Annotated in this window: 18 protein-coding genes; 6 read left to right on the top strand and 12 right to left on the bottom strand. The window is 63.1% G+C overall.

The window, feature by feature from the left end; all coding sequences use genetic code 11:
• Positions 1-15 precede the first annotated feature (15 nt).
• Entirely contained in the window at positions 16-1,620 is a 1,605-nt protein-coding gene (locus QP996_RS02600; protein ID WP_284871070.1) for an amidohydrolase, read from the bottom strand.
• Positions 1,621-1,743: 123 nt separating this feature from the next.
• On the opposite strand from QP996_RS02600, the gene QP996_RS02595 reads away from it, so the two are divergent.
• Positions 1,744-2,919, top strand: coding sequence for a helix-turn-helix domain-containing protein (locus QP996_RS02595; RefSeq protein ID WP_284871069.1), 1,176 nt, complete (start codon positions 1,744-1,746; stop codon positions 2,917-2,919).
• Here QP996_RS02595 and QP996_RS02590 read toward each other — a convergent pair.
• From QP996_RS02590 to gabT, 4 genes are all read right to left on the bottom strand, one after another.
• Positions 2,879-4,516, bottom strand: a complete 1,638-nt coding sequence (locus tag QP996_RS02590; RefSeq protein WP_284871068.1) for a thiamine pyrophosphate-dependent enzyme — start codon at positions 4,514-4,516, stop codon at positions 2,879-2,881. The genes QP996_RS02595 and QP996_RS02590 overlap by 41 nt on opposite strands.
• 159 nt (positions 4,517-4,675) lie before the next feature.
• Complete coding sequence (locus tag QP996_RS02585; protein WP_284871067.1) at positions 4,676-6,046, bottom strand: NAD-dependent succinate-semialdehyde dehydrogenase; 1,371 nt, start codon at positions 6,044-6,046, stop codon at positions 4,676-4,678.
• An 18-nt stretch (positions 6,047-6,064) separates the two neighbouring features.
• Entirely contained in the window at positions 6,065-7,453 is a 1,389-nt protein-coding gene (locus QP996_RS02580; protein WP_284871066.1) for an NAD-dependent succinate-semialdehyde dehydrogenase, read from the bottom strand.
• A complete protein-coding gene (gene gabT, locus QP996_RS02575) occupies positions 7,454-8,767 on the bottom strand; it encodes a 4-aminobutyrate--2-oxoglutarate transaminase (RefSeq protein WP_284871065.1) in 1,314 nt (437 codons plus the stop codon). It abuts the gene before it with no gap.
• A gap of 117 nt (positions 8,768-8,884) precedes the next feature.
• Here gabT and QP996_RS02570 point away from each other — a divergent pair, with 117 nt between their 5' ends.
• Positions 8,885-10,324, top strand: a complete 1,440-nt coding sequence (locus QP996_RS02570; protein WP_284871064.1) for a PucR family transcriptional regulator — start codon at positions 8,885-8,887, stop codon at positions 10,322-10,324.
• 9 nt (positions 10,325-10,333) lie between these two features.
• Here the strand turns inward: QP996_RS02570 and QP996_RS02565 are convergent, their stop codons facing one another.
• Positions 10,334-12,619, bottom strand: coding sequence for a LamG-like jellyroll fold domain-containing protein (locus tag QP996_RS02565; RefSeq protein ID WP_284871063.1), 2,286 nt, complete (start codon positions 12,617-12,619; stop codon positions 10,334-10,336).
• Between the two features lie 270 nt (positions 12,620-12,889).
• Positions 12,890-14,251: an amino acid permease gene (locus QP996_RS02560; RefSeq protein WP_284871062.1), complete on the bottom strand. Its 1,362-nt coding sequence runs from the start codon at positions 14,249-14,251 to the stop codon at positions 12,890-12,892.
• Between the two features lie 574 nt (positions 14,252-14,825).
• On the opposite strand from QP996_RS02560, the gene QP996_RS02555 reads away from it, so the two are divergent.
• Positions 14,826-16,424 (top strand): CAP domain-containing protein, encoded by a 1,599-nt coding sequence (locus tag QP996_RS02555; protein ID WP_284871061.1) that lies wholly within the window; start codon positions 14,826-14,828, stop codon positions 16,422-16,424.
• A gap of 4 nt (positions 16,425-16,428) precedes the next feature.
• Here the strand turns inward: QP996_RS02555 and QP996_RS02550 are convergent, their stop codons facing one another.
• From QP996_RS02550 to QP996_RS02540, 3 genes are all read right to left on the bottom strand, one after another.
• Positions 16,429-17,598, bottom strand: coding sequence for a Fic family protein (locus QP996_RS02550; protein ID WP_284871060.1), 1,170 nt, complete (start codon positions 17,596-17,598; stop codon positions 16,429-16,431).
• Positions 17,599-17,789: 191 nt separating this feature from the next.
• On the bottom strand, positions 17,790-18,434 hold the full coding sequence (locus QP996_RS02545; RefSeq protein WP_284871059.1) for a hypothetical protein: 645 nt from the start codon (positions 18,432-18,434) through the stop codon (positions 17,790-17,792).
• Positions 18,435-18,754: 320 nt separating this feature from the next.
• Complete coding sequence (locus QP996_RS02540; RefSeq protein ID WP_284871058.1) at positions 18,755-18,982, bottom strand: helix-turn-helix domain-containing protein; 228 nt, start codon at positions 18,980-18,982, stop codon at positions 18,755-18,757.
• A gap of 228 nt (positions 18,983-19,210) precedes the next feature.
• Between QP996_RS02540 and QP996_RS02535 the strand changes: the two genes are divergently transcribed.
• Positions 19,211-20,566 (top strand): TRAP transporter large permease subunit, encoded by a 1,356-nt coding sequence (locus QP996_RS02535; RefSeq protein ID WP_284871057.1) that lies wholly within the window; start codon positions 19,211-19,213, stop codon positions 20,564-20,566.
• 3 nt (positions 20,567-20,569) lie between these two features.
• Positions 20,570-20,914 (top strand): hypothetical protein, encoded by a 345-nt coding sequence (locus tag QP996_RS02530; protein ID WP_284871056.1) that lies wholly within the window; start codon positions 20,570-20,572, stop codon positions 20,912-20,914.
• Between the two features lie 6 nt (positions 20,915-20,920).
• On the opposite strand, the gene QP996_RS02525 is transcribed toward QP996_RS02530, so the two are convergent.
• On the bottom strand, positions 20,921-21,631 hold the full coding sequence (locus QP996_RS02525) for a GntR family transcriptional regulator (RefSeq protein ID WP_284871055.1): 711 nt from the start codon (positions 21,629-21,631) through the stop codon (positions 20,921-20,923).
• An 11-nt stretch (positions 21,632-21,642) separates the two neighbouring features.
• Here QP996_RS02525 and QP996_RS02520 point away from each other — a divergent pair, with 11 nt between their 5' ends.
• On the top strand, positions 21,643-24,468 hold the full coding sequence (locus tag QP996_RS02520; RefSeq protein ID WP_284871054.1) for an FAD-binding and (Fe-S)-binding domain-containing protein: 2,826 nt from the start codon (positions 21,643-21,645) through the stop codon (positions 24,466-24,468).
• A gap of 925 nt (positions 24,469-25,393) precedes the next feature.
• Here QP996_RS02520 and QP996_RS02515 read toward each other — a convergent pair.
• Positions 25,394-25,780: a hypothetical protein gene (locus QP996_RS02515; protein WP_034996604.1), complete on the bottom strand. Its 387-nt coding sequence runs from the start codon at positions 25,778-25,780 to the stop codon at positions 25,394-25,396.
• Positions 25,781-25,937 lie beyond the last annotated feature (157 nt).

Genomic DNA, 25,937 nt, shown 5'->3' with positions numbered 1-25,937 from the left:
GTGTTCAAGTCCTTCCTAAAAGCTGCCGTGGACGAGTTCCCCGCCCAGCACAGTGGCCTCAACGGGAATGTCGCCGATCTGGCTGGCAGGCACTTCGGCTGGATCGGCTCCCAGGGCCACAAGGTCTGCGAGCTGACCAGGCGCGATCTGCCCCTTTTTCCCAGCCCAGCCTGTCGCCGCGGCGGATCCCGCGGTGTAGGCGTACAGCGCCTCGTCGACGGTGATCCGGTCCTCCGGCCCATACCCCTTGCCAGAACCTGTGGTGCGTTCGACAAAGCTCTGCACCACGGCGAGCGGAGTTCCCGTGGCTACTGGCCTGTCGGAGCTGCCCGGTAGCACCACGCCGCCCGCTAGCAGCCGCTTCGCCGGGTAGGACAGTGCTGCCCGTTCGGCGCCGATCGCCTCGGCCATCGCATCCCCGAACTCCGCGATGAAGCGCGGCTGCGGCACGAGCACGATGCCCGCTTTAGCCATGCGGTCGATTTGGTCGTTTCGCACCACACCGCCGTGCTCGATGCGGTGCGGGATCGTGCGGGGCCCTTGCTTTTCGACGGCTTCGCTGATCACGTCCAGTGCGAAATCCACCGCCTTGTCCCCGATCGCGTGCAGTGCCAACGACCACCCGCCGGCAGCTGCCGCGAGCGCACGCGAACGCATCGTTTCGGTGTCGCCTTGGAAGTAGCCGGCGTGGCAGCAACAGGCGTAGTCCTCGGTCATGGCCGCTGTCTTTCCCAGTAGGGATCCGTCGGTGAAGATTTTCACCGGCCCGATCTGCAGCAGATCATCTCCAAGTCCGGTGCGGATGCCGGCGTCGAGGCCGTGCACCGCCGGATCGTCCTCGTGACCGTCGATGCCGTGTAGTGCGTCGAGCGTGATCATCGGCTGCGTACGCACGTGGAGTTTTCCCATCTCGCGCGCCCGCTGGTAGAAGCCGAACTCCTGGGGGCTGTGTCCGATCCATCCGCCGGCGACACCGGCGTCCGTCACCGAGGTGATGCCTTCGCTGAGGTAGTGCCTGCCGGCGCGATCAAGAGCGTCGGTGATGGTGCTTTCGCTTTCCGGCTGCAGCACGTCGTTGATCGGACGCATAGCGTTTTCGTCCAATAATCCCGTGGCGTTGCCGGTGTCGTCCACGACCACTTCGCCGCCCTCTATCTGCGGCGGGTCCGCCGGATCGATTCCGGCTCGGCGCAGCGCCTCACTGTTGACCGTGTAGGCGTGCCCGGAGTTGTGCTTGATCAACAGCGGTTTCCCCGCGGTTGCTTGATCGAGGTCGGCGATGGGCACTGGGCCGTCTGTCAGCAGGTTCGGGTTGAATCCGCTGGCTACGACCCACTCTCCGGCGCTTTCTTCTCGCAGCGCCGCGATGACGTCGGCACGCGTACGTACGTTCGCTAGGTTGATCTCTCCCAGTGTCTGGCCGAACCACACACTGTGTGCGTGGGCGTCGTTGAACCCAGGGATGAGGGTGCGGCCGCGCGCATCGATCACCGTATCGCCGGGTGCCGGCTCGTTGTCCACCTCCAGGATGCGGCCGAAGCCGATACGTATCGACGTCGCGGTGCCGCCCGCTCCGTCCATAATCTTTGCCCGCGCGTTGACGATGGTGGTTGCATTCATGTGCCCGCCTCCTCCGTGCAGCTACAAATTGTGTGCTCTGACACTATGGGCTTGCTGCAGTGATCGACACCTCTTTGCGGACTTCTGGCACATTTCATAACCTGCGCTTGTAACGTTGTGCACATGCACACTGATTCAACGGACAACTGGAGTGGCATTGTCCAGCGAGTTCGTGAGGACTTACCAAAACTCGTCGACGCGTTCCTCGAGCAGTTCCACGACTTGGGCTACTACCGCGAAGACATCGTGGACGACGCTGAACTCCGCTCGACAGCCTCCAGCATCCTGGGGCTTTTCCTGGTGCAACTCGAATACGGGATGGATGAAGATTCACTCGCAGCACACGCCCGCCAACTCGGCACCAAGCGGGCACACCAAGGCGTGCGTCTGTCCGCTCTTGTAGATGCTATCCAGATCGACTTCACCGTGTTGTGGGACCATTTCCGCGCAACGGTCTCTTCAGAACAGCTGCCGTTGTTGGTGGAGCATGTGGCGAACATTCAGAAGTTGGTGTCGCGCTACACCGTGCATATCCGCGGTGCGTACGCAGCTGAGCAGGCACGCGCGCGGCACGACGCCCGCTTCGCTCACGACCGCCACATTGAGCGACTGTTTTCCGCGGAGCACTTGGGAGAGCAGGCCATGGGGGCCATCTCCAGGGCGCTGGGGATTGCGGAAGGCACCGCCATCGATCTTGTTGTCTACCACCCCAGCGAGTGGGCTCCAGTGCAGACCGTGCTCGAGCCTCTCGCTGTCCGTGGAGAAATCTATGGTCACGGATACCACGGCTTGTACGCAGCCTTCTTTCCCGCCAGCAAACAGGCCCAGGACTTCATCCGGGATCACACGGACCATCTCGGCGCGGTGACCTTTAATCAGCTACCAAACTTGGCGGCGGTGCGTGCGGCCGTGCGTGCGAGTGTGGCCATGTTCGATGCCGCAGAGAACCCCGGCCGCCTCATCCCTGTTGAAGACGTTGCTTGGGCGTTAGCGGCCCAGCACGTCCGCCCGTTGCTCCCTGCCCAGCTTCACGCTGCGCACGCCGGGGTAGTGGAGCTGCGCAAGAGTGCGCCTGACGTCGTGGATACCGTGGGGGCGTACCTGAAAAGTGGATCCACCAAAGATGTGGCAGCACTGCTGCACTGCCACCGGAACACAGTGGTCAACCGTCTCCAATCTTTCAAAACGCAGACCGGTTTAGACGTCACCGTCCCGTCGCAGGCGGCGCTTGCGCTGGCGGCGCTGCCTTGGAAAGGCGTTACTCCGGCAGCCCCAGCTCCTGCGCCACAATCACATTGACGATGGCGGGCACGCGCTCCTCGCGCACCTTCCGCAGCGCCCGCTCGATGGCGCCGGCAACCTGGTCGTCGGCGGTGACCAACTCGCCGTGGCCGCCGAACGCCTTCGCCACCTCCGCGAAATCCGGATTGACCATCTGGGTTCCGCTCACCCTTCCCGGGAAGTACTTCTCCTGGTGCCCGCGAATAGTGGAGTACTGACCATTGGTCACCGTCACCGCCAGGAAAGCTGTGCCCTCCTGCACGGCGGTGGCGAACTCCTGGCCATTCATGAGGTATTCGCCGTCGCCGGCAATTGTGACAACAGTGCGCTCCGGAAACTCCAGGGCGGCTGCGACCGCAGCGGGCACCGAGTACCCCATGGAACCGTTGCGCATGCCCAGCTGGGAGGGGAACTGCTCGGTGCGAAGGAAGCGCTGGGCCCAGATGCAGTGGTCGCCGGCGCCGAAAGTGTAGATCCCGTCGTTGCCAACCTGCTGTTGCAGCTGCCGGAACACCTCCTCCAGGTGGACGGTGCCTTCAGGTGCGTCACGCCAGGTATTCGACTGGCTGATCGCGGCGAAGTCGAGATGTGCCTGGTGCGCGGCGACATAACGTTGCTCGTCCGCCACCGGCACGTCCAACGTGGTCAGCACGTCCACGAACTCCGCTGGCGAGGCGACGATGTGTTCGGTCACTGCGCCGGAGTGACCGCGAAGCGCGGTATCCATAAGCGCGATGATGTTCACAGCGTCTGGGCTTTGACGCAGTGTGTAGCCGTCCGTTGGGACGTCGGTAAGCGCCGCGCCCACCTGCAGCAACACATCAGCGTCATCCAACAGGCGCGCTACGTTCTCATCACGGCCGTAGCCCAGCCAACCGGCGTTGGCGGTGGCAGAAAACGCGATGCGGTCCGTCGCACGCCAGTCGTGCACCACCGGAATGTTGTGGGCGTCCGCGAACTCTGCGAGCTTGCGCGAGGTCTTCTGGTCCCACCCGGGCCCACCTGCGTAGATCAGCGGCCGCTTCGCGGAAGCAAGCTGCTTTTCGACGGCGTCCCGCTGCCCCTGCGACACCCCTCCGCGCGATACGGGTCGGGGAGGATAAACGGTGCCCTCGAATTCCTCGTAGAGCACGTCTTCTGGCAGACCAATCACTACCGGGCCAGGGCGGCCGGTCGAAGCTTGGAAGAACGCATCCGCCACGACGCGGGATGCGGCAGACGGGTCGTCCAAAACGAACACCTGCTTGGCCTGCGTTCCAAACCATGCTTTCGGGTCGAACTCCTGGAAGGACTCCCGGTCCCGGTCCGAGAACGGGATCAACCCGACAAACAGGACCATCGGGGTGCAGTCTTGCCACGCCGCGTGAATAGCCACGAAAGCGTTCGACGCACCTGGGCCGCGCGTGACCATGGCGACGCCGGGTTTACCCGTTGCTTTACCTTGGGCTTCCGCCATGTAGGCGGCGCCGCCTTCCTGCCGGCAGACCACAGTGTCGATGGAAGAATCGTGCAGCCCGTCCAACACCGGGAGGAAGCTTTCTCCGGGGACGATGTACGTGCGCTCGACGCCCTGCGCCTCCAGTGCGTTCACGATTGTCTTACCGACATGGACCATGCGGGTGCCACCTTTCTGTATGGTTGTGCCTCCTCGGGAGCGTTTCCCCGAGATTATTGGAGCCGTTTAGTTCGGAAGCCGGGTTGCGGCGAACCCGTGCGAAACGTCAACCGCCTTCCCGGGCGCGTATGCAAATGCACACCCGCCCAGCACCGTCGCCTACTCGGCCACGTAGTAGAGCTGTTTGTTCACAAACTCGTCCATGCCCTCGGGACCGAGTTCTCGGCCGTAGCCTGATTGCTTCACACCGCCAAACGGCAGCTCTGCACCCATGCCAGCTGGTGTGTTCACGTTGGCCATGCCAACGTCCAGACGGTCTGCGACGGCTTTCGCCCGGTTCTCGTCATTGGAAAACACCGCGCCACCGAGCCCATAAAGGGAATCGTTGGCGAGTTCGATGGCCTCCTCGTCCGAAGAAACCTTGTACACCTCGGCGACAGGGCCGAAGTACTCTTCGTAATATGGGCCGGAACCACGGGGGATATCCGTGATCACGGCAGGGGAGACGTAGGCACCCGTCTCACTGAGCTCGCCGCCGACGCGCAACTTCGCCCCCGCAGCTACGGCATCATCCAGCTGTTTGCGCAGGGCCTCCGCTGCATCGCGAGATGACAACGGACAATACGTACCCTCCTCTACGTTGTCCCAAGTCGTCGGTCGCATCCCCTGAGCGAGCTCGACCAGCTCAGCAACGAACTCGTCGTAGATGTCCTCCATCACAATCATGCGCTTGTTGGAGTTACACGCTTGGCCGGTGTTGACCATGCGGGTCTCAAACGCCAACTTCGCTGCCGCGGCGACATCGTCCGTGTCTAACAAAATGTAAGGATCGGTGCCTCCAAGTTCCAACACGACTTTTTTTAGCTGCTCGCCGGCCTGTGCTGCGACGGCAGCGCCGGCACGCCCGGAGCCGGTCAGAGAGATCCCCTGGATACGGGGATCGGCGATGATGTCTGAGACTTGGTCGTGCGAAGCGAAGATATTCACGTACACACCGTCGGGGATACCCGCCTGCCGCGTGAGCTCCTCAAAACGCAAGGCACTCTTCGGGCAAATCTCTGCATGCTTGAGCACGATGGTGTTGCCCAACATCAGGTTCGGGCCCACAAAGCGCGCAACCTGGTAGTAGGGGAAGTTCCACGGCATGATGCCCAGCAGCGGGCCGATGGGCAAGTGGCGCACCACCGCGTTACCACCCTGGGTCGGGATCTGTTGCTCCGCCGCAAAATTTTCGCCGTTATCTGCGTAGTAGTCGATGATGTCGGCAGAGAACCCGATCTCTCCCAACATCTCCTCCAGAGGTTTGCCCATTTCAGTGCAAGAGACCTTCGCGAGGTCTTCGCTGTTAGTGCGGAGTAAGTCAGCAAGCTTCTTCAAGCGTTCCGCGCGGTAGCTGAAAGTCAGCGTGGACCAGTCGGCGTAAGCCTCTTTGCTAGCGGCGATCACATCCTGGATTTCCTGGTCGGTGGCGCCGTCGAAGGTCTCCACCACTTCGCCGGTCGCCGGGTTGGTTACTGCGTATTGGGACATGGTTGTGGTTCCTTTCTTTTACAGCGCCAGGTACTTCACGTCGAGGTACTCTTCGATGCCCTCGGCACCGCCCTCACGACCAAAGCCGGATTGCTTGATGCCACCGAACGGGGCGGCAGCATCCGAGATCGCGCCGCGGTTGATGCCGACCATGCCGGCCTTGAGCTCTTCAGCCAGGCGGCGGCAGGTATGGACGCTTTCGCTGAACCCGTACGCAGCCAAGCCGAATTCGGTGTCGTTGGCTGCTGCAATGCCTTCTTCCAAAGTGGCGAAAGTGGTCACAGTGGCCACCGGCCCGAAGATTTCCTCGCGCAGGATGGGGGAGTCCACAGGTACGTCGATAAGTACGGTGGCGGGGTAGAAGTAGCCCTTACCCTCAGGGACCTCACCACCGGTGGTCACGGTGGCACCGGCCGCAACAGCCTTATCGACGAGCTTCGCAATGCCGTCGCGCTGCTTCACGGTGATCATGGGCCCGAGCGTGACACCGTCATCCATGCCGTTGCCCATCGTCACCTCGGACATGCGCTGAGTGAGGCGCTCAGTGAACTTCTCTGCCAGAGACTCGTGGACGAGAAAGCGGTTCGCGGCAATGCAGGCCTCACCGCCGTTTCGCATCTTTGCCTGCATCGCGCAATCCAGCACCAAGTCCAGATCCGCGTCTTCACAGACCAGGAACGGAGCGTTGCCGCCGAGCTCCATCGAGGTGCGCAGCAGGTTATCCGCAGACTGCTTGACCAGGATCTTGCCCACTGCAGTAGAGCCGGTGAAGGTGATCTTGCGCAAGCGTTCATCCGCCATCAGCGTCTCCGACAAACCGGTGGAGTCGGTGGTCGTGAGGATCTGCACCAGGTCCTTCGGGCCGCCGGCCTCCGCAACCGCCTCGCCGATGATGTCTGCGACAAGCAACATTGTCAGCGGGGTCTCTGCGGCGGGCTTGACCACGATTGGGCACCCCGCCGCCATCGCCGGGGCAATCTTGCGGGTGGCCATAGCCAAGGGGAAGTTCCAGGGCGTAATCGCCAGCACAGGGCCGACAGGCGCGCGAGTGATCACCATGTCGCCGTTGCCGCCCGGGGCGCGACCGACGCGGCCGGGGATGCGCACTGCCTCTTCCGCGAACCAACGGAAGTATTCGGCGCCGTAGGCTACCTCGCCTTTCGCTTCTGCAAGAGGCTTGCCCATTTCCTGGGTCATCGTGCGAGCGAACTCGTCGGTACGCGCGGTGATCTTCTCGTAGACGGCGCGTAGGACTTCGGCGCGCTCGCGCGGCGAGAACTCCGCCCACGCCGACTGCGCATCAACCGCGCGGCCCAGGGCGGCGAGCCATTCGTCCTTGCCGGTGTCCGGCACTCGGGCGATGACTTCCTCGGTTGCAGGGTTAACAACATCAAACTGCTTCGTCATTTACGCCACACGCTCCCTGATCGCGCCAGCGAGGATCTCCAGCCCCTCAACAAGCAGATTCGCGGGGATCACCAGCGACGGCAGCAGTCGGATGACGTTGCCGTCCATACCGCATGTGAGGATCAACACCCCCTGCTCCTTGCATGCGGAAGCAACGTCTGCGGTGGCCGCGCCATCCTCAAGCTCCAGCGCGATCATCGCGCCACGGCCGCGCAGCTCCCGCACACCGTCGAGCTCCACCAGGGGCTCTAGATGTGTGCGCACGATTTTCTCGATCTCGCGTGCGCGCCCCGGCAGGTCGTGCGTTTCCATCTCCTCGATGGCCGCGAGCGCTGCGGCGCAGGCGACCGGGTTGCCGCCGTAGGTTCCGCCGAGTGCGCCGGGGATGGGCGCGTCGATGATCTCGGCACGGCCAGTCACACCGGACAGCGGCAGGCCGCCAGCGATGCCCTTGGCGGTGGTGATCACGTCCGGCTCCACTCCCTCGTGGTTGACGGAGAACAATTCGCCGGTGCGGGCAAAGCCGGCCTGGATTTCGTCAGCGACGAAGACGACGTCGTTGTCACGGCACCACTGCGCAATCGCCGGCAAGAACCCCTCCGCGGGAACGATGAAGCCTCCCTCGCCCTGAATCGGCTCGATGACCACGCAGGCGAGGTTTTCTGCGCCGATCTCCTGCTCGATGGTTTTGATCGCGCGGTCGGCAGCCTCTTGGCCCGTCAGGCCGTCGTGAAGCGGGTAGGAGCCCGGCACCCGGTGGACATCAGAAGCGAAGGGGCCGAACTTGGTCTTGTACGGCTTGTTCTTCGCTGTCATGGCCATAGTCAGATTGGTGCGGCCGTGGTAGCCCCGGTCGAACACCACCACCGCCGGTTTTCCGGTGTAGGAACGAGCCACCTTCACTGCGTTTTCCACAGCCTCTGCACCGGAGTTGAGCAGGAAGGACTTCTTGGCAAAGTCGCCTGGGGTGAGTTCGTTGAGCTTCTCGCACACGGCGACGTAGGACTCGTACGGCGAAACCATGAACGAGGTGTGGGTGAACTTCGCTGCAGCTTCCGCAACCGCCGTAGCAACCTTCTCGTTGGACGCGCCGACCGAGGTCACGGCGATGCCCGAGGCGAAGTCGATGAACGAATTGCCGTCCGCGTCCACGAGCACTCCGCCGTCACCCTCGACCACGTAGCCAGGCAGCCCGGGGGAGAGGGCGCGCGCCACAGCACTCTGGCGGCGAGCGTCCAAATCCTTGCTCTTTGGCCCCATCCCGTCGGTGCTCACGCGGCGTTCTTGCGGGAGGTGGTACTTCAAATCTTGCATGCTGCGCTCCTTAGGAAGTGGATAAGAGTGTTGCAGCACAGTATGGGGACCATTCATGACTAGCGCCATGTACAGTGTGGCGATATTGGATCGGCTTCTTGTACGGAATGGAGCCCTATGGACCTGAGTTTCACCTGGCTATTGCACAAACCAGAGCTTGCATTACGGCAGGTTGTCGCGCCTTCTGCAGGAAGTTTCGCACTGGCGCAGACCAACGAGCTTGAAGACGCCACCGAGTTCATCCAACCCGACTCGCTCGTGCTCACCGTGGGCATCGCTTTCAAGGACAGCCAAACAGACCTCGGCCGCTACATCGACCACCTGTCGGATGCTGGCGCTGTAGCGGTGGGCTTCGGCACCGGCCTGACGTTCGCTTCCATACCCGAGCAAGTGATTGCAGCAGCCCGTCGGCGCGGCATCGGACTGTTTGAAGTTCCGCGGCAGATTCCGTTTATTTCCATCCTGACTGCCATCCACCAAGAGCAGCGTCGTCGAGCCCAACTCGAACAGCAGCGGCTTATAGATGACCAGGAACGTCTCACCCGAGCGGCAATCCCAGGCTCACTGGACATGTTGGTCGGCACGGCAGCGGAGCTGCTTGACGCTAGTGTGCGAATCACCGGTCCCGGCGCGGCGCCCGTCGCTGCCGGGGAGTCTTCCGGCTACGCACGCGCAATGGAAGACGGCTCGCGGATGCGCACCTCAAAGCACCGCTTGGTATCAGGGCCGCAGCGCCCGTATTCCCTGGAAGTCACCTCGGCCCAGCATCCCCCTGCCGCGCTGCTGCGCCACTGCGCTGGCCTGGCAGACATGCTGCTGGCACGCCCCGCGGAGCTGCGCGCGGCACGAAATGAGCTCAACGCATTCGCACTTTCATCACGCTTCGGACTCGGCGACGGGTCCGCGCTGCTGCCCCGGGGCTTCGACACGCCTATCGACGACTCCGGGCTCACCCGCCCAGCTGTCATCACTGCAGATAGAAAGCGTGCACTCGAACAGGCGCGCAACGCGTTAGACACCGCGGCCGACACGCAAGGGCATTTTCTGTACGCGGCACCGCTCGACGCGTTGAGCATGGTGGTATTGGTCCACCCAGACCAAGACGGCACCGATCTTCTCGCTGCTCTCGGCGCTGCCGCCAAGCGTGTGCGCCTCGCAGTCAGCCGCCCGTTGCCTGCCGCAGACCTCGACGAAGCGCAAATCCGCGCACTGAAATCGCGGTGCGGTGTACTCGCGCTCGGCGACAGTGCTCTTCCCGGCTCCTCACGTGCCAGTTGGCTCACCGAACCCGCCGTTGCCGACGCACTGCGGGCACAACGCAAAGAGCTATTTGGCGTGCTCGAGACAGAAGACACTAAACACCAAACCGACTACGCCAGGACGCTTACCGTTTTTTTGCAGCAAGGCGGGCAACTGGCCCACACCGCGGAGGCGTTAGGCATCCACCGGCACACCGCCCGCTCCCGCATCGCACGAATCCAGGAGCTGTGCGGAATCGACTTGTCTGATCCGGCGACGTTCGCCGAGGCGTTCTTCGCCGCGACAGCCGAGGTCTAGGCCGCGAACCTACATCTGAGGCAGGAACGGTCGCAGCTGATCCAGCACCCACTGGAACGCGCCGCCCGCGCCGGCGAGCACTGCTGCGAGCAGGCCAAGCACGCCCACCAGCACGCCGCCGGCGAAGGCGCCGATGCTGCTACCCACGTTGGAGGAGCCGTCCTGATCCTCTGCTGGCTTCGGCTCGGCGGTGACGGTGGTCGGCACTGCCACGGTGGTGGTGGCGGTGCTCGGCGTTCCGGAGATGGTGCTGGTGACGGTGGTCGGCACCGAAACGGTGGTTGTCACCGGCGCAGCGGGAGCGGCCGTGGTGGTCGGCGCGGTCGTCGGGGCCGGTGCCTTGCCGCGGGCGGTCAGCCACTGGTCCGGACCGATCGGGTGGTCCACCATGCGGATCTCGCCGATGTTGCCGAACCAGCCGTCGACCTTGTCGTTGTCCCAGGCGGAGGTGCCCAGAAGCCACTTGTCGCCGTTGCCGCCCATGCCCAGCGGGCCGTAGCCGTCGCGCAGGATCGGGGAGCCGTCCACGTACATGGTCACGGACTTGTCTGCCGGGTCGTTGACCACGGCGATGTGCATCCACTTGCCCTTCGGCACCTCGTGGGTCCAGTTGGAGAAGCCCTCGCCGTTTTCGCCGTAGGAGTACCAGCGCAGCTCGCGCAGGCTGGACACGCCGAGCATCTGGATCGGGTCGCCGTCCTCGCTTTCCGGGTGGGTGATGGTGCCGGAGGCGTCGCGGATCAGGGCGTTGGACCACTTGTTGTTGTCGGCGTTCCAGTCCTCGTCGAGCTTGAGGAAGGCCTCCACGGTGTAGCCGTTTTCAAACTCCTCCGAGTTGATGTCGGCGCCGGTGGCGGTTTCGAACCAGGCGGTGGAGTGCTTGAACTTCGGGTCTTTCCAGCGCAGGGAGCCGCGGTCTGAAGACAGCGGGTGCTTGTCGTCGGAGAAGGTCACCGCGTCGGCGCCTGCCGCGATGCGGTGGCGTGCGCGGGTCATGTCGTCGCCTCCAGCGACGTCGGGGATGACGGCGCCGGCGGGGGCGGCTTCGCCGTCGTTAAGCAATGTGCCCTCGACCTTCGTCTGGCCCGGACGCCAGTGCACGACGGTACCGTCCACGTAGGCGTAATCTTGCTCGTCCTTCGGCTTGTCCTTCTCGGTGACCTCGTAGGCCTTGTAGCCGTCGGTGATGGTCTGCTTCAGCGCTTCGTTGTAGTCCGGGTCGTTCGCGTCGCCGGCCGTAAACGAAGGGGCGAACGCCTTGAAACGCTCCGCGAAGTCGAAATCGATGGTGTAGGAGTCGCCCTCGCCCTCCATGATCAGGTGGTCGAAAGATGTCAGCTGCTCGTACTTCTTGGACTTCACCCACGGCGAGTACGCGAGCATCTCGAGCTGGTTGTTGGTCAGGTCGAACTGCAGCTGGCCCATCAGGCCGTTGCCGCCCAGGTAGGCCATCTGGTAGTCCTGCAGGATGTTGATCACGTCGTGACCAGCGTCGTTCTTCTCCACGTGGTAGCCCGCACCATGGTGGTGGCCGGCGATGGTGAGGAAGATCTGGTCGTTTTTACGGATCAGCGTGTTCCAGAGGTGCTCGCCGTACTCCTTGGTGAAGTAGGTGGAGCCATCGCCGTTGATACCCGAGATCTCGTGCGCGGTGAGGATCACGGGCAGCTCCGGGTGGCTATCGATGACCTGCTGCGCCCACTCCAGCGTTTCGTCGTTGGCGCGGAAACCAAGCGCGAGCACCAGGTACTTCTGCCCCTCAGCCTCGAAGATGTGGTACTCCGAGTCCACGCTCTGGCCCGGGAAGGCGTAGCCGTCACCGCCGTTGTGGATCTCCGTGGAGGCGGTGCGGCCCATGTACGTGGAGTTCTTCTTCGCGCGCTCCTCCGGGAAGTACTCGGTGAAAGCGGATTTCCCGTCGAACATGGTCAGGTCGTGGTTGCCCGGCAGCACGGAGTAGTTCACTCCGGCGTCCTCGAGCGTTTTCATCGCGCGGTCCGCGATGTCCCAGCTGGCGCGGTCTTCCGGCTGGTCCACCACGTCGCCCAGGTGGGTGACAAACTGCGTGCCCAGCTTCTTGTGGTTTTCGGCCAGGAACTCGGTCTGCACATCAAACGGGTTGGTGCCGTAGCGGTCGCCGAAGATGTCGCCAGCGGCCTCGGTGCCATAGCGAGAGTAGAACTGGGTGTCCGGCATAACGCCGAGGGTGAAGCGGGAGGCGAGATCCTCCGCGTTGGCGACAGGAACTGGGGTGAGCAGGGCAAGGGCGGTGATTACGGCGACGTGCTTGCGCATGGCGGTCCTTCGTTTCGCAGGGGCGGTAGACAGTCCGAAACGTAGCGCCCTCAGGTTTCGCTGAGGTGAAGTTCAGGTGAAACTTATGCTTATCGACGCCCACGCGTCGCCCCTGTCGCGTTTCCCCAGGGAATTCTTTTTGGACCCATTTTTCGGTTCCGAAAGATATAGAAAAGATATAGCAAGGTGAATACGGCCCGTTTTTCACCGTTTCGCCTGGTCAGCGAATTGTTCCGATATCTTTCTATATCTTTTCGGGGGCGAAAACCCCTACCCCGCGACGATGTCCCACACCGTCACGCCCATGATCACCACGCCCACGACAAACACGAAGATGGTGTCGGGGCGGCGGGCGTAGTGCTTGAACGCGGTGGCCTTGTTAAACAGCAGCACCGGCATGATGTACACCAAAAACGCCACAAACACGCCGCCGACCACGGAGATCATGTCCAGGATCGACGGGTTCAACACGGCAACAATCACTGCGGTGATAAACACGAAGATGTTGACGGTGAGGCGAAGCGTGGACGTCGAGAAGCGAGCCGCAAAGTTCGGCGCCACACTGCGCAGCAGGTACGCAGTGCCCTCCTCCGTACCGAGCAAGTGGCCGAAGTAGGAGGTGATGATCGCCGCGATGGCGATGATGGGGCTGATCCACGCCATAAACGGCGCGTTGGTCTCATTGGCCAGGTACGACAGCACCGGCACATTCTCCTCGCGCGCGGCGTCCATACCGTCCGCGCCCAGGGACAGCGCGCACGACCAGACGAAGAACATGGTGAAAGTGACCAGCATCGCGGCGGTGATCATCTCCACCTTGGACACCTCGCGCTCCGTGGCGGCGACGTCGCCGTCCGTCTTCTTTTGCACATCCAGCGCGAACTGGCTCAGCGCCGCCATGTGGCTGAAGGAAAACACCAGCACCGGCAGGATCAGCAGTAGGCCCTGCCACACCGAATAAGAGGATTCGTAGTCGCGGAAGCTGGCGAAGTCCCAGCTCGGAATCAGGTAGAACGACACCGCTGCCAGCGCGATGATCAGCGGATACACCAAAACGTTGGCCAGCCACAGGGTGAGTTTCTTGCCGAAGGCGTACGCGCCCGTCATCAACCCCGCCGAGACCGTGGCCAGCACCCACCGGCTCACCCCCGGGCCACCGAGCTGGTTCACAATGAAACTGTCCAGCGTGTTGGTGATGGAGATGGCGTAGATCAGCACCGTGGGGTAAATGCCCAGCCAGTACACCAGCGCCGAGGCGAGTCCGCGCTTGCGGCCGGTCAGCGCCGTGATCACCTGCAGTACATCCAGCCCCTTCACCGGGGAGGCGGAAACGATGCGCGCGTAGGTGCGGTGGGAGAAAAACACCATCGGGCCGATCAGCAGCGTGGCAATCACCAACGGCCAAAACCCGAAGCTACCTGCGTTGATGGGAAGGAACAGGATGCCCGCGCCCACGCCGGTGCCGAACAGCGTGATCACCCAGCGCATGAACGAGCCCTCCGGTTCGTCGCCCTCGCGCTGCTCCTTGATCTGCTCGATGTCGGCGTCCGAGAGGTTCTCCCGGTCGAATTCTTGGCGCGAGAGCTCGAGGTGCTCGTCGCTGTGCTGCTCCGGCAGCTCGGCGTTAGTCATGCTTGTTTAGGTTACGCGTGGTGCTGTTGGGAGCGGTGTTTTGCATTCGCCTATCGACGCCCCTCCGGTTGGTGCCCGATGGCGCAGTGTCGGCTGCGGTTCCCGGCGCGACCACGCCAGCAGCGCCACCGAGCGCGCAGATGGTGAAAGGCTAATGGTGAAAATCCGAAAATTTTCGCGGATTCACCATCCTCCATTCACCATCTGTGTAGTTCACCGTTTGATCGGGAGGATCTGCGGTACCCCCACCGAACATCCAGTTGTTTGCCAGGTTTTGGTGATCTAGATTTTTAAATCGTCACCGTTTGGCCTGTGTCCCGAAGGATCGCACCACCATGTCCCGTTCCCGCATCGCAACTGCCACGCTCGCCTGCGCGCTCGCCGTCAGCACTGTTCATGTCCCGTCGCTGAGGCGCAGTCGTCTGGAAGTTCTACCACCACCGTCGACCAGCAAGGATTCGACAAAGCGACCGCAAAGTGGCAGCCGCTTTTTAGCGACGCATCCGCCTCCCTCCAACAGGCCGAACGCGACGCCAAAGCAGCGAAGGCGCAGCGCGACGCTGCGAACGCCGCCGTGCGAAACGCGGAAGCAGCAGTCGAGGAGGCGGAGGCTGCGCTGACCGCGGCTGAAGCTGAGCTCGCGCGCGCCGATGTGGACCAGCGCAAGGCAGAGCTGGACGCCGCCGAGGAAGTGCTGAAGGAGGCGGAGCGGGAGCTCGTCGCAAAGCAAGAGGCGCTCACTGCGGCGGAGGAAGACACCGCCGCCCTCGCCGAGGACGTCACCTTTGCGGAGGAAACGGCCGCCACGGCAAACGAAACGGCAACCGCCGCTGCGGCCGAGAAGGCCGACAAACAGCAGGCCGCGGATTCCGCGCAGGCCAAACTCGCCGACGCCCAGGCCCGCGAGGCCGCCGGCGCCGACTACACCCAGGAGGACTGGGAGCGGCTGGTCGCGGACGCGGTTGTGGAGATCACCAACGAGTACCGCGAGCGCCACGGCATGCACCCGCTGGTCAGCCACGACGTGTTCAACGACAACGCCCGCGACTGGAGCGGCGTGATGTCCGCCGACATGCAGCGCGGCGGCAACGACTACTTCCGTCACGCCGAGTTCGAGGCTTACGGGCACAGCGGGGAAAACATCGCGTACAACTGGCTCGGCTGGCCAGATGTCTCCCCGGCTACCGCGGACCGCACGCAGTGGGCAGAGCTTCCCGAGGCGCTGTTCACTCAATGGCGCAACTCCACGTCGGGGCACAACGAAGGCATGCTCGACTCGAGTCAGACCGGCATCGGCGTCGGTGTGCGGGTCGCGCCCAACGGCCAAGCGTTTGCCACAATGCAGTTCTACAAACTGTCCTACCCGACCACGTCCCACACATTCGGCCCGGACGGCGGCTCGCAGAAGGCTAACGCGAGTGGGGTGCCGTATTACGTTTCCACCGGCGCTCGCGAGGCGCTGCGCACCCCCGAGCTCACGGTCGACCTGGGCGATCGCAGGCGCGCGAACCCGAGCTACGACGGCCTGAAGCGCGACAAGATCCGCGCCATCCCGGCCCGCACGACCAGCAGGCTCGGCGTGGCGGTCTCGCACGACTACGCCGCCGAGCTCTCCATCAACGAGGCTGGAGTTTCCACCGCGCAGCTGGACCTCGACGCTGCCGAGCAGCAAGACGCCGCCACACAGGAGGCGTTGGCGCAGGCCGCAGGCGCGCTGGAGGACGCTGAGCGGCGGTTGCGGAGTGCCGTCGATTGGCAGCAGCGCCTAGAAGGCGAGCGGGATGCGCTCGCGCGCGCCGAGGCTGAGGCCACGGATGCGAAGGATGCTGCAGAGGCTGAGCTCGCGTGGGCGCAGGCCGCAGACCAGGACGCGCTGGCGGCGGCAGTGGAGTCCGCCCGGGAGCGCCTGGCCGATGCAGAGCAGGGTGTCGAGGACGCGTACGAGCTTTCCGCCGCCGAGCAGATGACCCTCGACGAGGCCGAGGACTACGTCGCCGAAGCCGAAGCTGAGCTGGCGCAGGTCAACGCGCAGCGCCCGACGCTGGCGCAGTACACCACCACCGAAACCAACACTGCGGCGGTCGTGCTTGGTGTGCTGGCCGCGCTGGCGGTCGTGGGCATCGGCGTGGTGGCGTTGGCGCCGCAACTCGGTATCGAGCTGCCCTGGCAGTAGCGGCTCAGCCGCGGCGGCCGGAGGCCTCGGCGAACTCGTCGAGCAACGCGAGCACGTCGGGGGAACGCCACCCGCGCTGGCGTTTATCCAGCTGCGCGGAGATGACGATGCCGTCAACCTCCAGCCGCTCCAGGGCGTTGCGGGCCGTCTCCGCTGACACGCCAAACTCCGCGGACACCGCAGCAGTGGTCAACACGGGCCGTTGCAGCAGCAGGTCGAGCACCCGCCAGGCCAGCGCGTCGGCGCGGGCTGTGAGCTGCTCGTTCCACTCCGCACGCACGCCACCAAGCTCCGCTGCCAGCCAGGACCCGCGCTCGGCGGCATCGATGGCGGCGCGGGCGAACAGCTGCACGATCCGGTCGACATCGCCGCCGCGGTAGGCATCGAGCGCGGCGAAATGCCCAGCTGTGTCGGTGAGCAGGCTGGCGGACAGGGGGAGGGCGGAGCTCGTCGTCAAGCTGCGCTCCCGCAACACCACATGTACAAGCGCGCGGCCCGTGCGGCCGTTGCCGTCGGCGAACGGGTGGATCGTCTCAAACTGCGCGTGCGCGATCGCCGCCTGGGCGAGCACCGGGAGGTCATCGCGCGCCATGAACTCGCCAAGATCCTCCATCAGCTTCCCAAGATGGCGCTGGTGGGGCGGCACGAACATCGCCCCGGCGGGGGAGTAGTCGCTGCCGCCGATCCACACCTGAGCGTTACGCAGCACGCCCGCGATCTCTGGAGCGGAATCCGTAAGCAGGATCCGGTGCATCTCCACGATGCCATCCACGCTCGCGCGGGCCCGCTCCACCGCGGCCTCCATCTGACGAGTGTTCGCCGCAATCAGCGCCGCATTTCCCCGCCCGCGGCCAGTGACCTCCGCCTCCAGCACCTTGCGAGCCGCCGACGTGAGCTGCTCAATGCGACTAGACGCGGCCGACTCACTGCGAAGCAGCAGCGGGGTAAACGGCACGACCCGGTGCGCGTCCGTCGTATCGAACCGCACGGCCGCGACCGTGGCCTTTTCCACCAGCGCACGAGTTTCTTCGCTGAGCCTGAGCTGCTGATTCGCAATCTTCGGGACCACTGCGGCCTCATACTCGCGCGGCATCCTCTTCGCCGCCCGCCGCGGGTACGTATCGGGCGCGGGCGACCACGGGAGCGTCTCAGTTTCCACCCGCGGCCAGTTCATACGAGGGAGACTACCAAACTTACGCCGATATCTTTGGTGATTGCTCAGGAACGCCAAACTTATCGACGGCTAAAGCGCTCCCACTCCCAGTACGTGTCCTGCAGATTGAGCCACAGCTCTGCCGAGGTACCAAGCGCTGCCCCGACCAGCTCGGCGGATTCCCGCGTAAGCCCCCGCTCGCCCGAGATGAGCTACGCGGGCCGCGTCCCCCAACTGCTGAACCGGTGCCGGTCTACTACCTCCTCCACGGCATACACCATGTCCCGAAGGGCACCGTATCCCGCGAGCTTCGCCTCCAGGTCCACGATCAATTGCAGGCCATCGACCCACATCTCCATAACCACGCGCGGTTCCGCCGTCCCCGGCGCGAACAGCGGCAGCGGGAAGTACGCTGAGCCGGAGTCTTTACCGATTTCGCCGCCATCCACCTCGCTGCATTTGTAGTTCAGGCCCATCTCCGCCAGGCCGTCGCCAGCCAATTCAGCGCTAGGTTCTGGGAACTCAACCTCCCGGATTTCCACCCGCATCGCGCGATCCGCTTCGCCTGCGTGGGAGAGAGGTTTCGGCAACACGCTGGAGATGGTGTCGCAAAGCGGCCCCATCATGTCCAGACGGCCGGCGTCGGCGCATTCCCGGGCGGAGATCGCTAGCCCGTATACACCTGCAAACCGCGGTTCCTGCGCGAGCGCCTCCCCGCTGATCTCCACCATCAACCTGGCCGCCGAACCCGCTGATTCGATGGTTGTCGCTTGCCGCATCAGCAGCAGCGGCAAGCCAGCCATCAAGGCAATGCCTGCGAGGTGCTCAGCCACCTCACCTGCTTCCGGCTGCTTCATACTGACCGTCCGACACTTTCTGGCTGCCCGATTCAGTCCGGCAACAACCGCTTGCCCAAGCTCCCGCCCAGAAGCGTCAATCTCACCGAAACGGTTCGCAACAATTACCCGGCCCCCAACGTGCGTTCCCGCCGCCTTGGCCCCAATTTTCCAAGTTTTCATCCCCATGCCCGGCAGCCTACGTCGCATCCGGCGCGAGCACAGCCCCTCACGTGCTCATTTCAGTGGACATCCGCCTATCGACGCGCCAAAGGTTGCCAACCCCAAACAGTTGGTGCGCACCCAGTTGTCCGCAATGCGGAGTCCGTGAGGGTTGACGCTCAAAATCGCCCCAACTCGTCAGCTCTATGCACGACGGGTTCTAGGTCGTACCCGAGGACGGCAAGAACGTCGATCACCTTGCCAATCTCGGCCGTCGGCTTACCATGCTCCAGCTCTCTAAGGAACCGGTCTGACACATCAGCGAGCTCCGCGACCTCGAGCTGCGTCAGCCGCAGCTCTTTACGTTTTGGCGCGCACGAACGTGCCGATCCCTTCGACCTCCACAAGCGGCTCCTCGCCGCGGCTGTCCATCCATTTTCGGAGTCAGATCGATGGCCTTGTTCGCGGTCTCCAGCTTGCTCACATCACCGTTGGAGCGGGTCTGTTGCATCACCCTGGCCGGGGGAGATTTTGCTCCTTTTGGGAACTCTGCACCCCAAAACGTCCCGCGTAACATGTTACTCGGTGTAATGTGCTGTGCATCACCATTCATATCCGCTTGAAAGGGGTGACACATGGGAATCCTCGCACTGGTCGTCTTCATCGCGATCACAATCCTGGTGAACGTCATACTGAAACGCGACATCGCTGAGGCGCTGCTGGTAGGCCTAGTCGGCGTTGCGCTCGTAGGCGGAGCAGACGCTCCCCGGCTGCTCTGGCACGGCATCACAACGGCGATCACTTCCGAGGTGACCTTCGCCGGCATGGCCTTCGTCTTTATGGGCATCATCGTCCAGGCGACCGGGCTGATTGACAAGCTGATCACCATCTTGAACTCGATCTTCGGCAGGCTCCGCGGAGGCGCAGGTTACGTTTCCACCCTGGCCTCGGCCATGATGGGGCTGATCGCCGGTTCCACGGCGGGCAATTCCGCGACCGTGGGTTCCGTGACCATCCCGTGGATGAAAAACACCGGATTTTCCTCTAACCGGTCGGCCACTCTCGTCGCCGGCAACTCCGGTCTCGGCGTATCACTGCCGCCGAACTCCACCATGTTCATCATTCTGGCCATGCCGGCAGCGGCAGCGTCTTCCGCAAGCCAGGTCTACGTAGCGCTGGCATGCGCTGGCGCTTACGCGGTGCTCTACCGTCTTGCCGTGGTTTGGTGGTGGACCAAGAAAGACAACATCCCCAAAACTCCTAAGGATCAGATCGTGCCATTCAAGCAGGCGTGGTCGCAGGGGTGGCGGTCGCCTTCCATTTTCATGGGCATCCTAATCCCGGTGCTCATCACCATCGGCCCGCTGGCTAATTGGTTAAAGGACTCTACGGGTGTTGGGGAAGACGGCATCAAGGCCATTTCCATCATCGTGTGGGTCCCGGTTCTAATCACGCTGATCGCCTTGATTGAGGGCTTCGGCAGGATCCTCAACAACCGGCAACAGTTCCGCGCACAGCTGGAAAAGGACCTGCCCAGCTTCGCCACCGTGGGCATTTCCCTCTTCGCAGCGCTTGCAGCGGCAGCGATTATGGAGGAGCTCGGCGTTGGCGATCAATTGTCCTCCACGCTTGATGCGATGAATTTGCCCAAGTGGGCAATGCTCATCATCGTGGGCGTGCTCGCCGTCATCGTGGCTACACCGTTGTCTTCCACGGCAACGGCCGCCGCAATCGGTGCCCCCGCAGTTGCCGCGCTGAGCTCTGTGGGCGTTGACCCGACCGTGGCCATCGTCGCCGTACTGCTCTGCACTTCCACCGAGGGAGCATCCCCACCGGTCGGAGCACCGATCTACCTCTCCGCCGCGATGGCAGATGCGAACCCCACCAAAATGTTTGTACCGCTCATTGTCTATTTCGTCCTTCCCATGATCCTGCTCGCTTGGTTGATAGGCATGGGCATACTGCCGGTCTTAGTCCCCGCTGGAGGGTAAGCAATGAACCCATTTTTCAAACTGTTTAAAGCGCTCTTCCTCATCTTTCTTACCTTGTTCCTCGTGGGCGGCCTTTTCGTCGTGCTGATACAGACCGTTGGCCTTATCACCCTGGACGGGGAGCAGATCACCAATGCGAAAAAGACCATCGCACCCTGGGTATTCGGATGTGCAACCCTTTGCGCATTGAGTGCGTTTGTGCTGAGTTACAGCCCGGAAGCCCGCGCGGCGCGAAAGCGCCACGTCCAAGCCGAGCGTGACGCCAACGAACAGCACCGTGAGCAAGTCGAGGGCGATGTAAAACGCGCTTGGAATCAACGGCGCCGCAAGAACTCCCCCGAGCGTTGAATCCCGCTAGAGACCACCCACATGTTTTTCCCAATAGGCCGCCACCGCTTCAGAGTCAGGCGCTACATTTGCCGCCGCATCGGCATCCCACGCCTGATGCAGCAGCAGAAGTCCCGTTGTGGTGAGGTGTTTGCGCATCGCTTCGCGCGCCGCGGCCGCGTCACCGGATCGAATCGCCTCCAGCACAGGCTCGTGCTCAGCCAGGATGTCCAGCAGGGTGCGAGTTTTACCAGCCGTGCTGTGGCCAAGCATGCGGGTGATCGTACGCAGGTTTTCAATCACGTCGACACCGCGGTGGGCATTGCCCATCTCCAAAATGAGGGCGTGCAGCTCACGATCATTAGCGAAGAACGCGTCCTCATCCCCATCGAGGGCGAGACGGTGCATGGCACCAACGCAAGCGTCGATAAGCAAAAGCTGTTCTTCGCTGCGCCATTGTGCCGCGCGATAAGCGGCCGCGGGCTCAATTCCCAAACGCACCGCAAAGATCTCCGCCACGTCCGCGGGGCCAGTCTGAATCACCTGGAAACCACGGTTCTTGGTGAATTGGACCAGCCCTGCTTCCTCCAGACGCAGCAGCGCCTCGCGGACAGGGGAGCGGGAAACGCCGAGCTCTTCAGCAAGTTGGATAACGCTGTACCATTCGCCGGGCACCATGGCGCCGGAAAACACGCTTTCGCGTACATACTCCACCACGGTGTCCGCCATTTTCGTCATAAGGATTGATCATGTCACAAGCCACAAGCCCCATCGCATTTAAATTGCGCAAGGACATGCCTACTCGTGCCGCATACAGCTCGGATGCATCTCTTTTCCGGCGTGTCCCCGCAGCTGTACTCGAGCCGGAAACGAAAGAAGACATCGTCGAAGGTCTCAAGTACGCCCGCGAGCGCGGCTGGCCGGTCGTTGGCCGCGGCGGCGGTTCCTCCGTCGCCGGCAATGCGATTGGTGATGGCCTGATTATTGACACCTCGCGGCATTTCAACCGCATCCTCTCGATCGACCCGGTGGCGAAAACAGCCACGGTTCAACCAGGTGTGATCTGCGACGATCTGCGCGCGGCAGCAGCCGAGTTCGGTCTCACCTACGGGCCGGATCCCTCAACGCACTCCCGTTGCACCATCGGCGGGATGGTGGCCAACAACGCCTGCGGCTCGCATTCCGTGGCCTACGGCACATCTGCGAGCAACCTGTTGGAGGTGGAGCTTCTGCTTGCAGACGGCCGCCTTGTCACTTTCACATCTCACTCCTGCTCCGACCCCGACCTCGAGGCCGCGCTCAAGCTCCTATACGCAGACAACCACGACTTGATCCACGGCGAGCTCGGGCGGTTCCCCCGCCAGGTGTCAGGCTACGGGCTGCACTTCCTGGGGACGGACATGGCAAAGACGATCGCGGGCAGTGAAGGCACCCTGGGCATCATCACAGAGATGAAGGTGCAGCTGGTGGACTTGCCCAAGGCGAAAGCACTGACTGTGCTGAGCTTTCAGGACGTTTTCGCAGCCGCAGCCGCGGCCCCGAAGCTGCGCCAACCGGGGGTGGCAACCATCGAGGGTATGGGCGGTGACCTTCTCGACGCGCTGCGCTCCAAAAACGGCATGTCCAACGCTGGCGAGAACCTGCCCGGCCAACCCAATGCTGGTGGTTGGCTCTACTGCGAAACCACCGGCGCAACCCGTGAGGAAGCGCTCGCCGTCGGCGAGGCTCTCACGCAATCTGTGGATCACACGGGTGCAGTGGTGGTCTCGGACCCAGTGGAGGCCCGCGCCCTGTGGCGTATCCGCGAGGCCTCCGCAGGCATTGTGACCCGCCTGCCGGATGGCGGTGAAGCTTGGCCGAACTGGGAGGACTCTGCTGTTCCGCCGGAGAACCTGGCTGACTACCTGCGCGGGCTCTACGCACTGATGGACCGTTACGGCTACCGTGGCATCCCGTTTGGCCATTTCGGTGAGGGCTGCGTTCACGTGCGAATCAGCTTCGATTTCACCACCACCGAGGGCATAACCAAGTTTCACAACTTTATGAATGATGCCGCCGAGTTGGTCAATTCCCACGGCGGCTCCCTGAGCGGCGAGCACGGCGACGGGCGCGCCCGCTCCGCGCTGCTAGGCAAGATGTACAGCCCCGAGATGCGTGCGCTCTTTGAGAAGTTCAAGCTCACCTTCGATCCGCAACGCGTGTTCAACCCCGGCGTGCTGGTGTTCGCTGACGCTGTCACCGACGGTCTTCGCATGCACCCAGCGCAACGTACCCACGAGATCACCCCAGTCCAGCTCTTTCCAAAGGACCGGGGCAGCTTCACCAACGCCGTAAACCGTTGCGTGGGTGTGTCAGCCTGCCGCTCGATGGACGGCGCCATGTGCCCGTCTTTCCAGATCACCAAGGACGAAGTCCACTCCACGCGCGGCCGCGCCCGCATTCTCTCAGAGTTGTTCCGCGGTGAGACCGTAGAGGGCGACGATGTAGAAGATGCGCTGGATTTGTGTCTTTCCTGTAAGGCATGCGCTTCTGACTGCCCAGTGAACGTGGACATGGCGACATACAAGAGCGAGTTTCTAAACAACCACTACCAGGGCAAAGTTCGCCCGCGCGTTCACTACCTCATGGGCTGGCTACCCTTGCTCAGCCACATCGCCCATAAGCTGCCCGGCGTTCCCCGGTTGGTTAACTTTGCCATGCACGCACCCGGCATTTCCAAGGTGGTAGCGCGGGTCGGCGGAGTAGACACAGGACGCCCCCTGATCAGTTTCGCCCCACAGAGCCTGCAGAAATGGTTCGCCAAGCGCCCCTCCCACGATGGCGCTTTCAACGTTGCCGGTTCTAGCACTGCCGGTTCCGCCGGCAAAGTGGTCCTGTGGCCCGACTCGTTCAACAACAAGCTGGAAATCAGCCCGGCCATCGCCGCCGTGGAAGTCCTTGAGTTCCTCGGCTTCGAGGTCATCGTCCCGCAGGAGTTCGTCTGCTGCGGATTAACCTGGCACTCCACCGGCCAGCTGGACATGACCCGACGAGTTCTCCGTCACTCCGCGCAGGTGCTCAAGCCTTACCTTGATCAGGGCCTGCCCGTCGTAGCCATCGAGCCGTCCTGCCTGGTCATGCTCCACCACGAGGCGACCTCTCAGACCGAGGACCCGGAAGTCGCCCACCTCGCCAGCGCAACTCGCAGCTTTGCGGAGACCATTTCTCCGCGTATCTCGGAGCTAGTCGCCGAAGGTGCCATCGACCCAGCTTCCGGCAGCGTGCTCACCCAGGTTCACTGCCACGAGCGTTCGCTCGGCGACCCGCAGCAGTCTTCCCTGGTCCTCGAGGCTCTCGGTTACTCCGAGGAACAGATCGAAACCGGCTGCTGCGGCTTGGCGGGCAACTGGGGTTTCGAGGACGGTCACGCCGAGATGTCGCTCGCGCTTGGGGAGCGCGAGCTGTTCCCGCGCGTGCGCGAGCACGTGGGGCCCGTGCTTGCGGACGGCTTCTCCTGCCGCACCCAAGTCTCACAAGGAACTGACACCCGCGCCTCCCACCTCGCGGAGATCGTTCGCGACGCGCTGCTGCGGTAGCCCTATCTAGGGCACCCTTGAGAGAAACAATAGATTCACGGGTGAACTCCCGCCAGCGCCACCAGCTGATACGCAAGACGCATACCCCACATGCTCAGACAGTGCGTCTGCGCAACTTCCTCCGCAGCGCAGACCATGTCCCGCAACGCGGAGGAGGCCGGGTGCTTCGGTTCCAGGTCCACGATCACCTGCAGCTAATTCCGCGCTGTCTACCTCCTCGCACTTCACGTCGAACTGCAGCTGGGCTCAGCTTTGCTGACAGCTCATCGCACGTCTGTGGCACGGCGATGTGGCAAATCTCAGCCCGCATCACACGCTCCTACCCAGCACATTTGAGTGGTCCAAAACGATTTCCAACAATTACCCGGCCCCCAACGTGCTTTTCCGCCACCTTGGCCCCAATTTTCCAAGTTTTCACCCCATGCCCGGCAGCCTACGTCGCACCCGGCGCGAGCACAGCCCCTCACGTGCTCATTTCAGTGGACATCCGCCTATCGACGCACCAAAGGTTTCCACCCTCAAACAGTTGGTGCGTACCCACTTGTCCGCAATGTGGAGTCCACCAGGGCCGGCGCATCAAGGTCGCTCCAGCTCCCGAAGGAACCGGTCCGACACGTCGGCAAGCTCGGCGACCTCCAGTTGGGTCAGCCTCCGCTCCTTACGCTGGGCGCGCACAAAGCTGCCGAGTGCCTCTATGTCCACGTGTCTCGTTTCCTCGCTGACCGTATGCTGTTACGGAACGTTCGCACCGAATCTGTTCCTATAGGCCGTGAGGTTAGCGCAAAACAGCGCATTTCGGTGCGTTCGCTCCGACTTGGAGGCACGCGCCCTCAATTTCAGATCGGCACGTTCGTTCCGCCGAGGGCAAGCTGGCAGGGTGGTCTCGGCCGCATACACGCAGCGATCTGCCTATCTACGCACCGGCTTAACCCAGCGGCGCGTAGCCAAAGTCACCGCGCTGCACCTGACTGCGGGCATTCGGGTCGAAGGTTGCGCACAGGGCTGCCGCCACGTAGCGCACACCGCCTGCCGGCGAAGAGGAGCCGACGCGCTCGGCGCAGTTCTCCAGGGCTGGCAGGCCGATACTCTCCCCGGGCGAAGTCATGGAGAAGAAGGACGCGGCCATCATGGTGTTGCCATCGGCGCGCACGTATTCCGAAGAGCCCTTAATAGCTTGCCAAGCAATCGCCCCGACGGGATCGGTGCGGAACTGGTCCCGCTCAGTTGGGGTCAGCTCGGCGTTAGCAGCAGGCGCGGACAGTGTTGTGATGAGTAGTGCTGCTGTTGCAGCAAGGAGAGGAAACTTTTTCATAGGAACACTCTATCTCCCGCGCCACAGTTTTCCTCGGCATTGCCGACCCCGGCTTAACTGATGGCGCTGCGCAACTGTCGAATCTCGGCAGGCCCCACACGGCGCAATGCGGAGTCCGCAAGGGCCGACGCATCGGCAACCTCCGTCACCTCAAGCT

The sequence above is a fragment of the Corynebacterium sp. MSK008 genome, from assembly GCF_030232585.1.
In the GTDB taxonomy this organism is placed as follows: domain Bacteria; phylum Actinomycetota; class Actinomycetes; order Mycobacteriales; family Mycobacteriaceae; genus Corynebacterium.
Note: the sequence above shows the minus strand (reverse complement) of the source record. Positions and strands in the feature narration are given on the sequence as shown.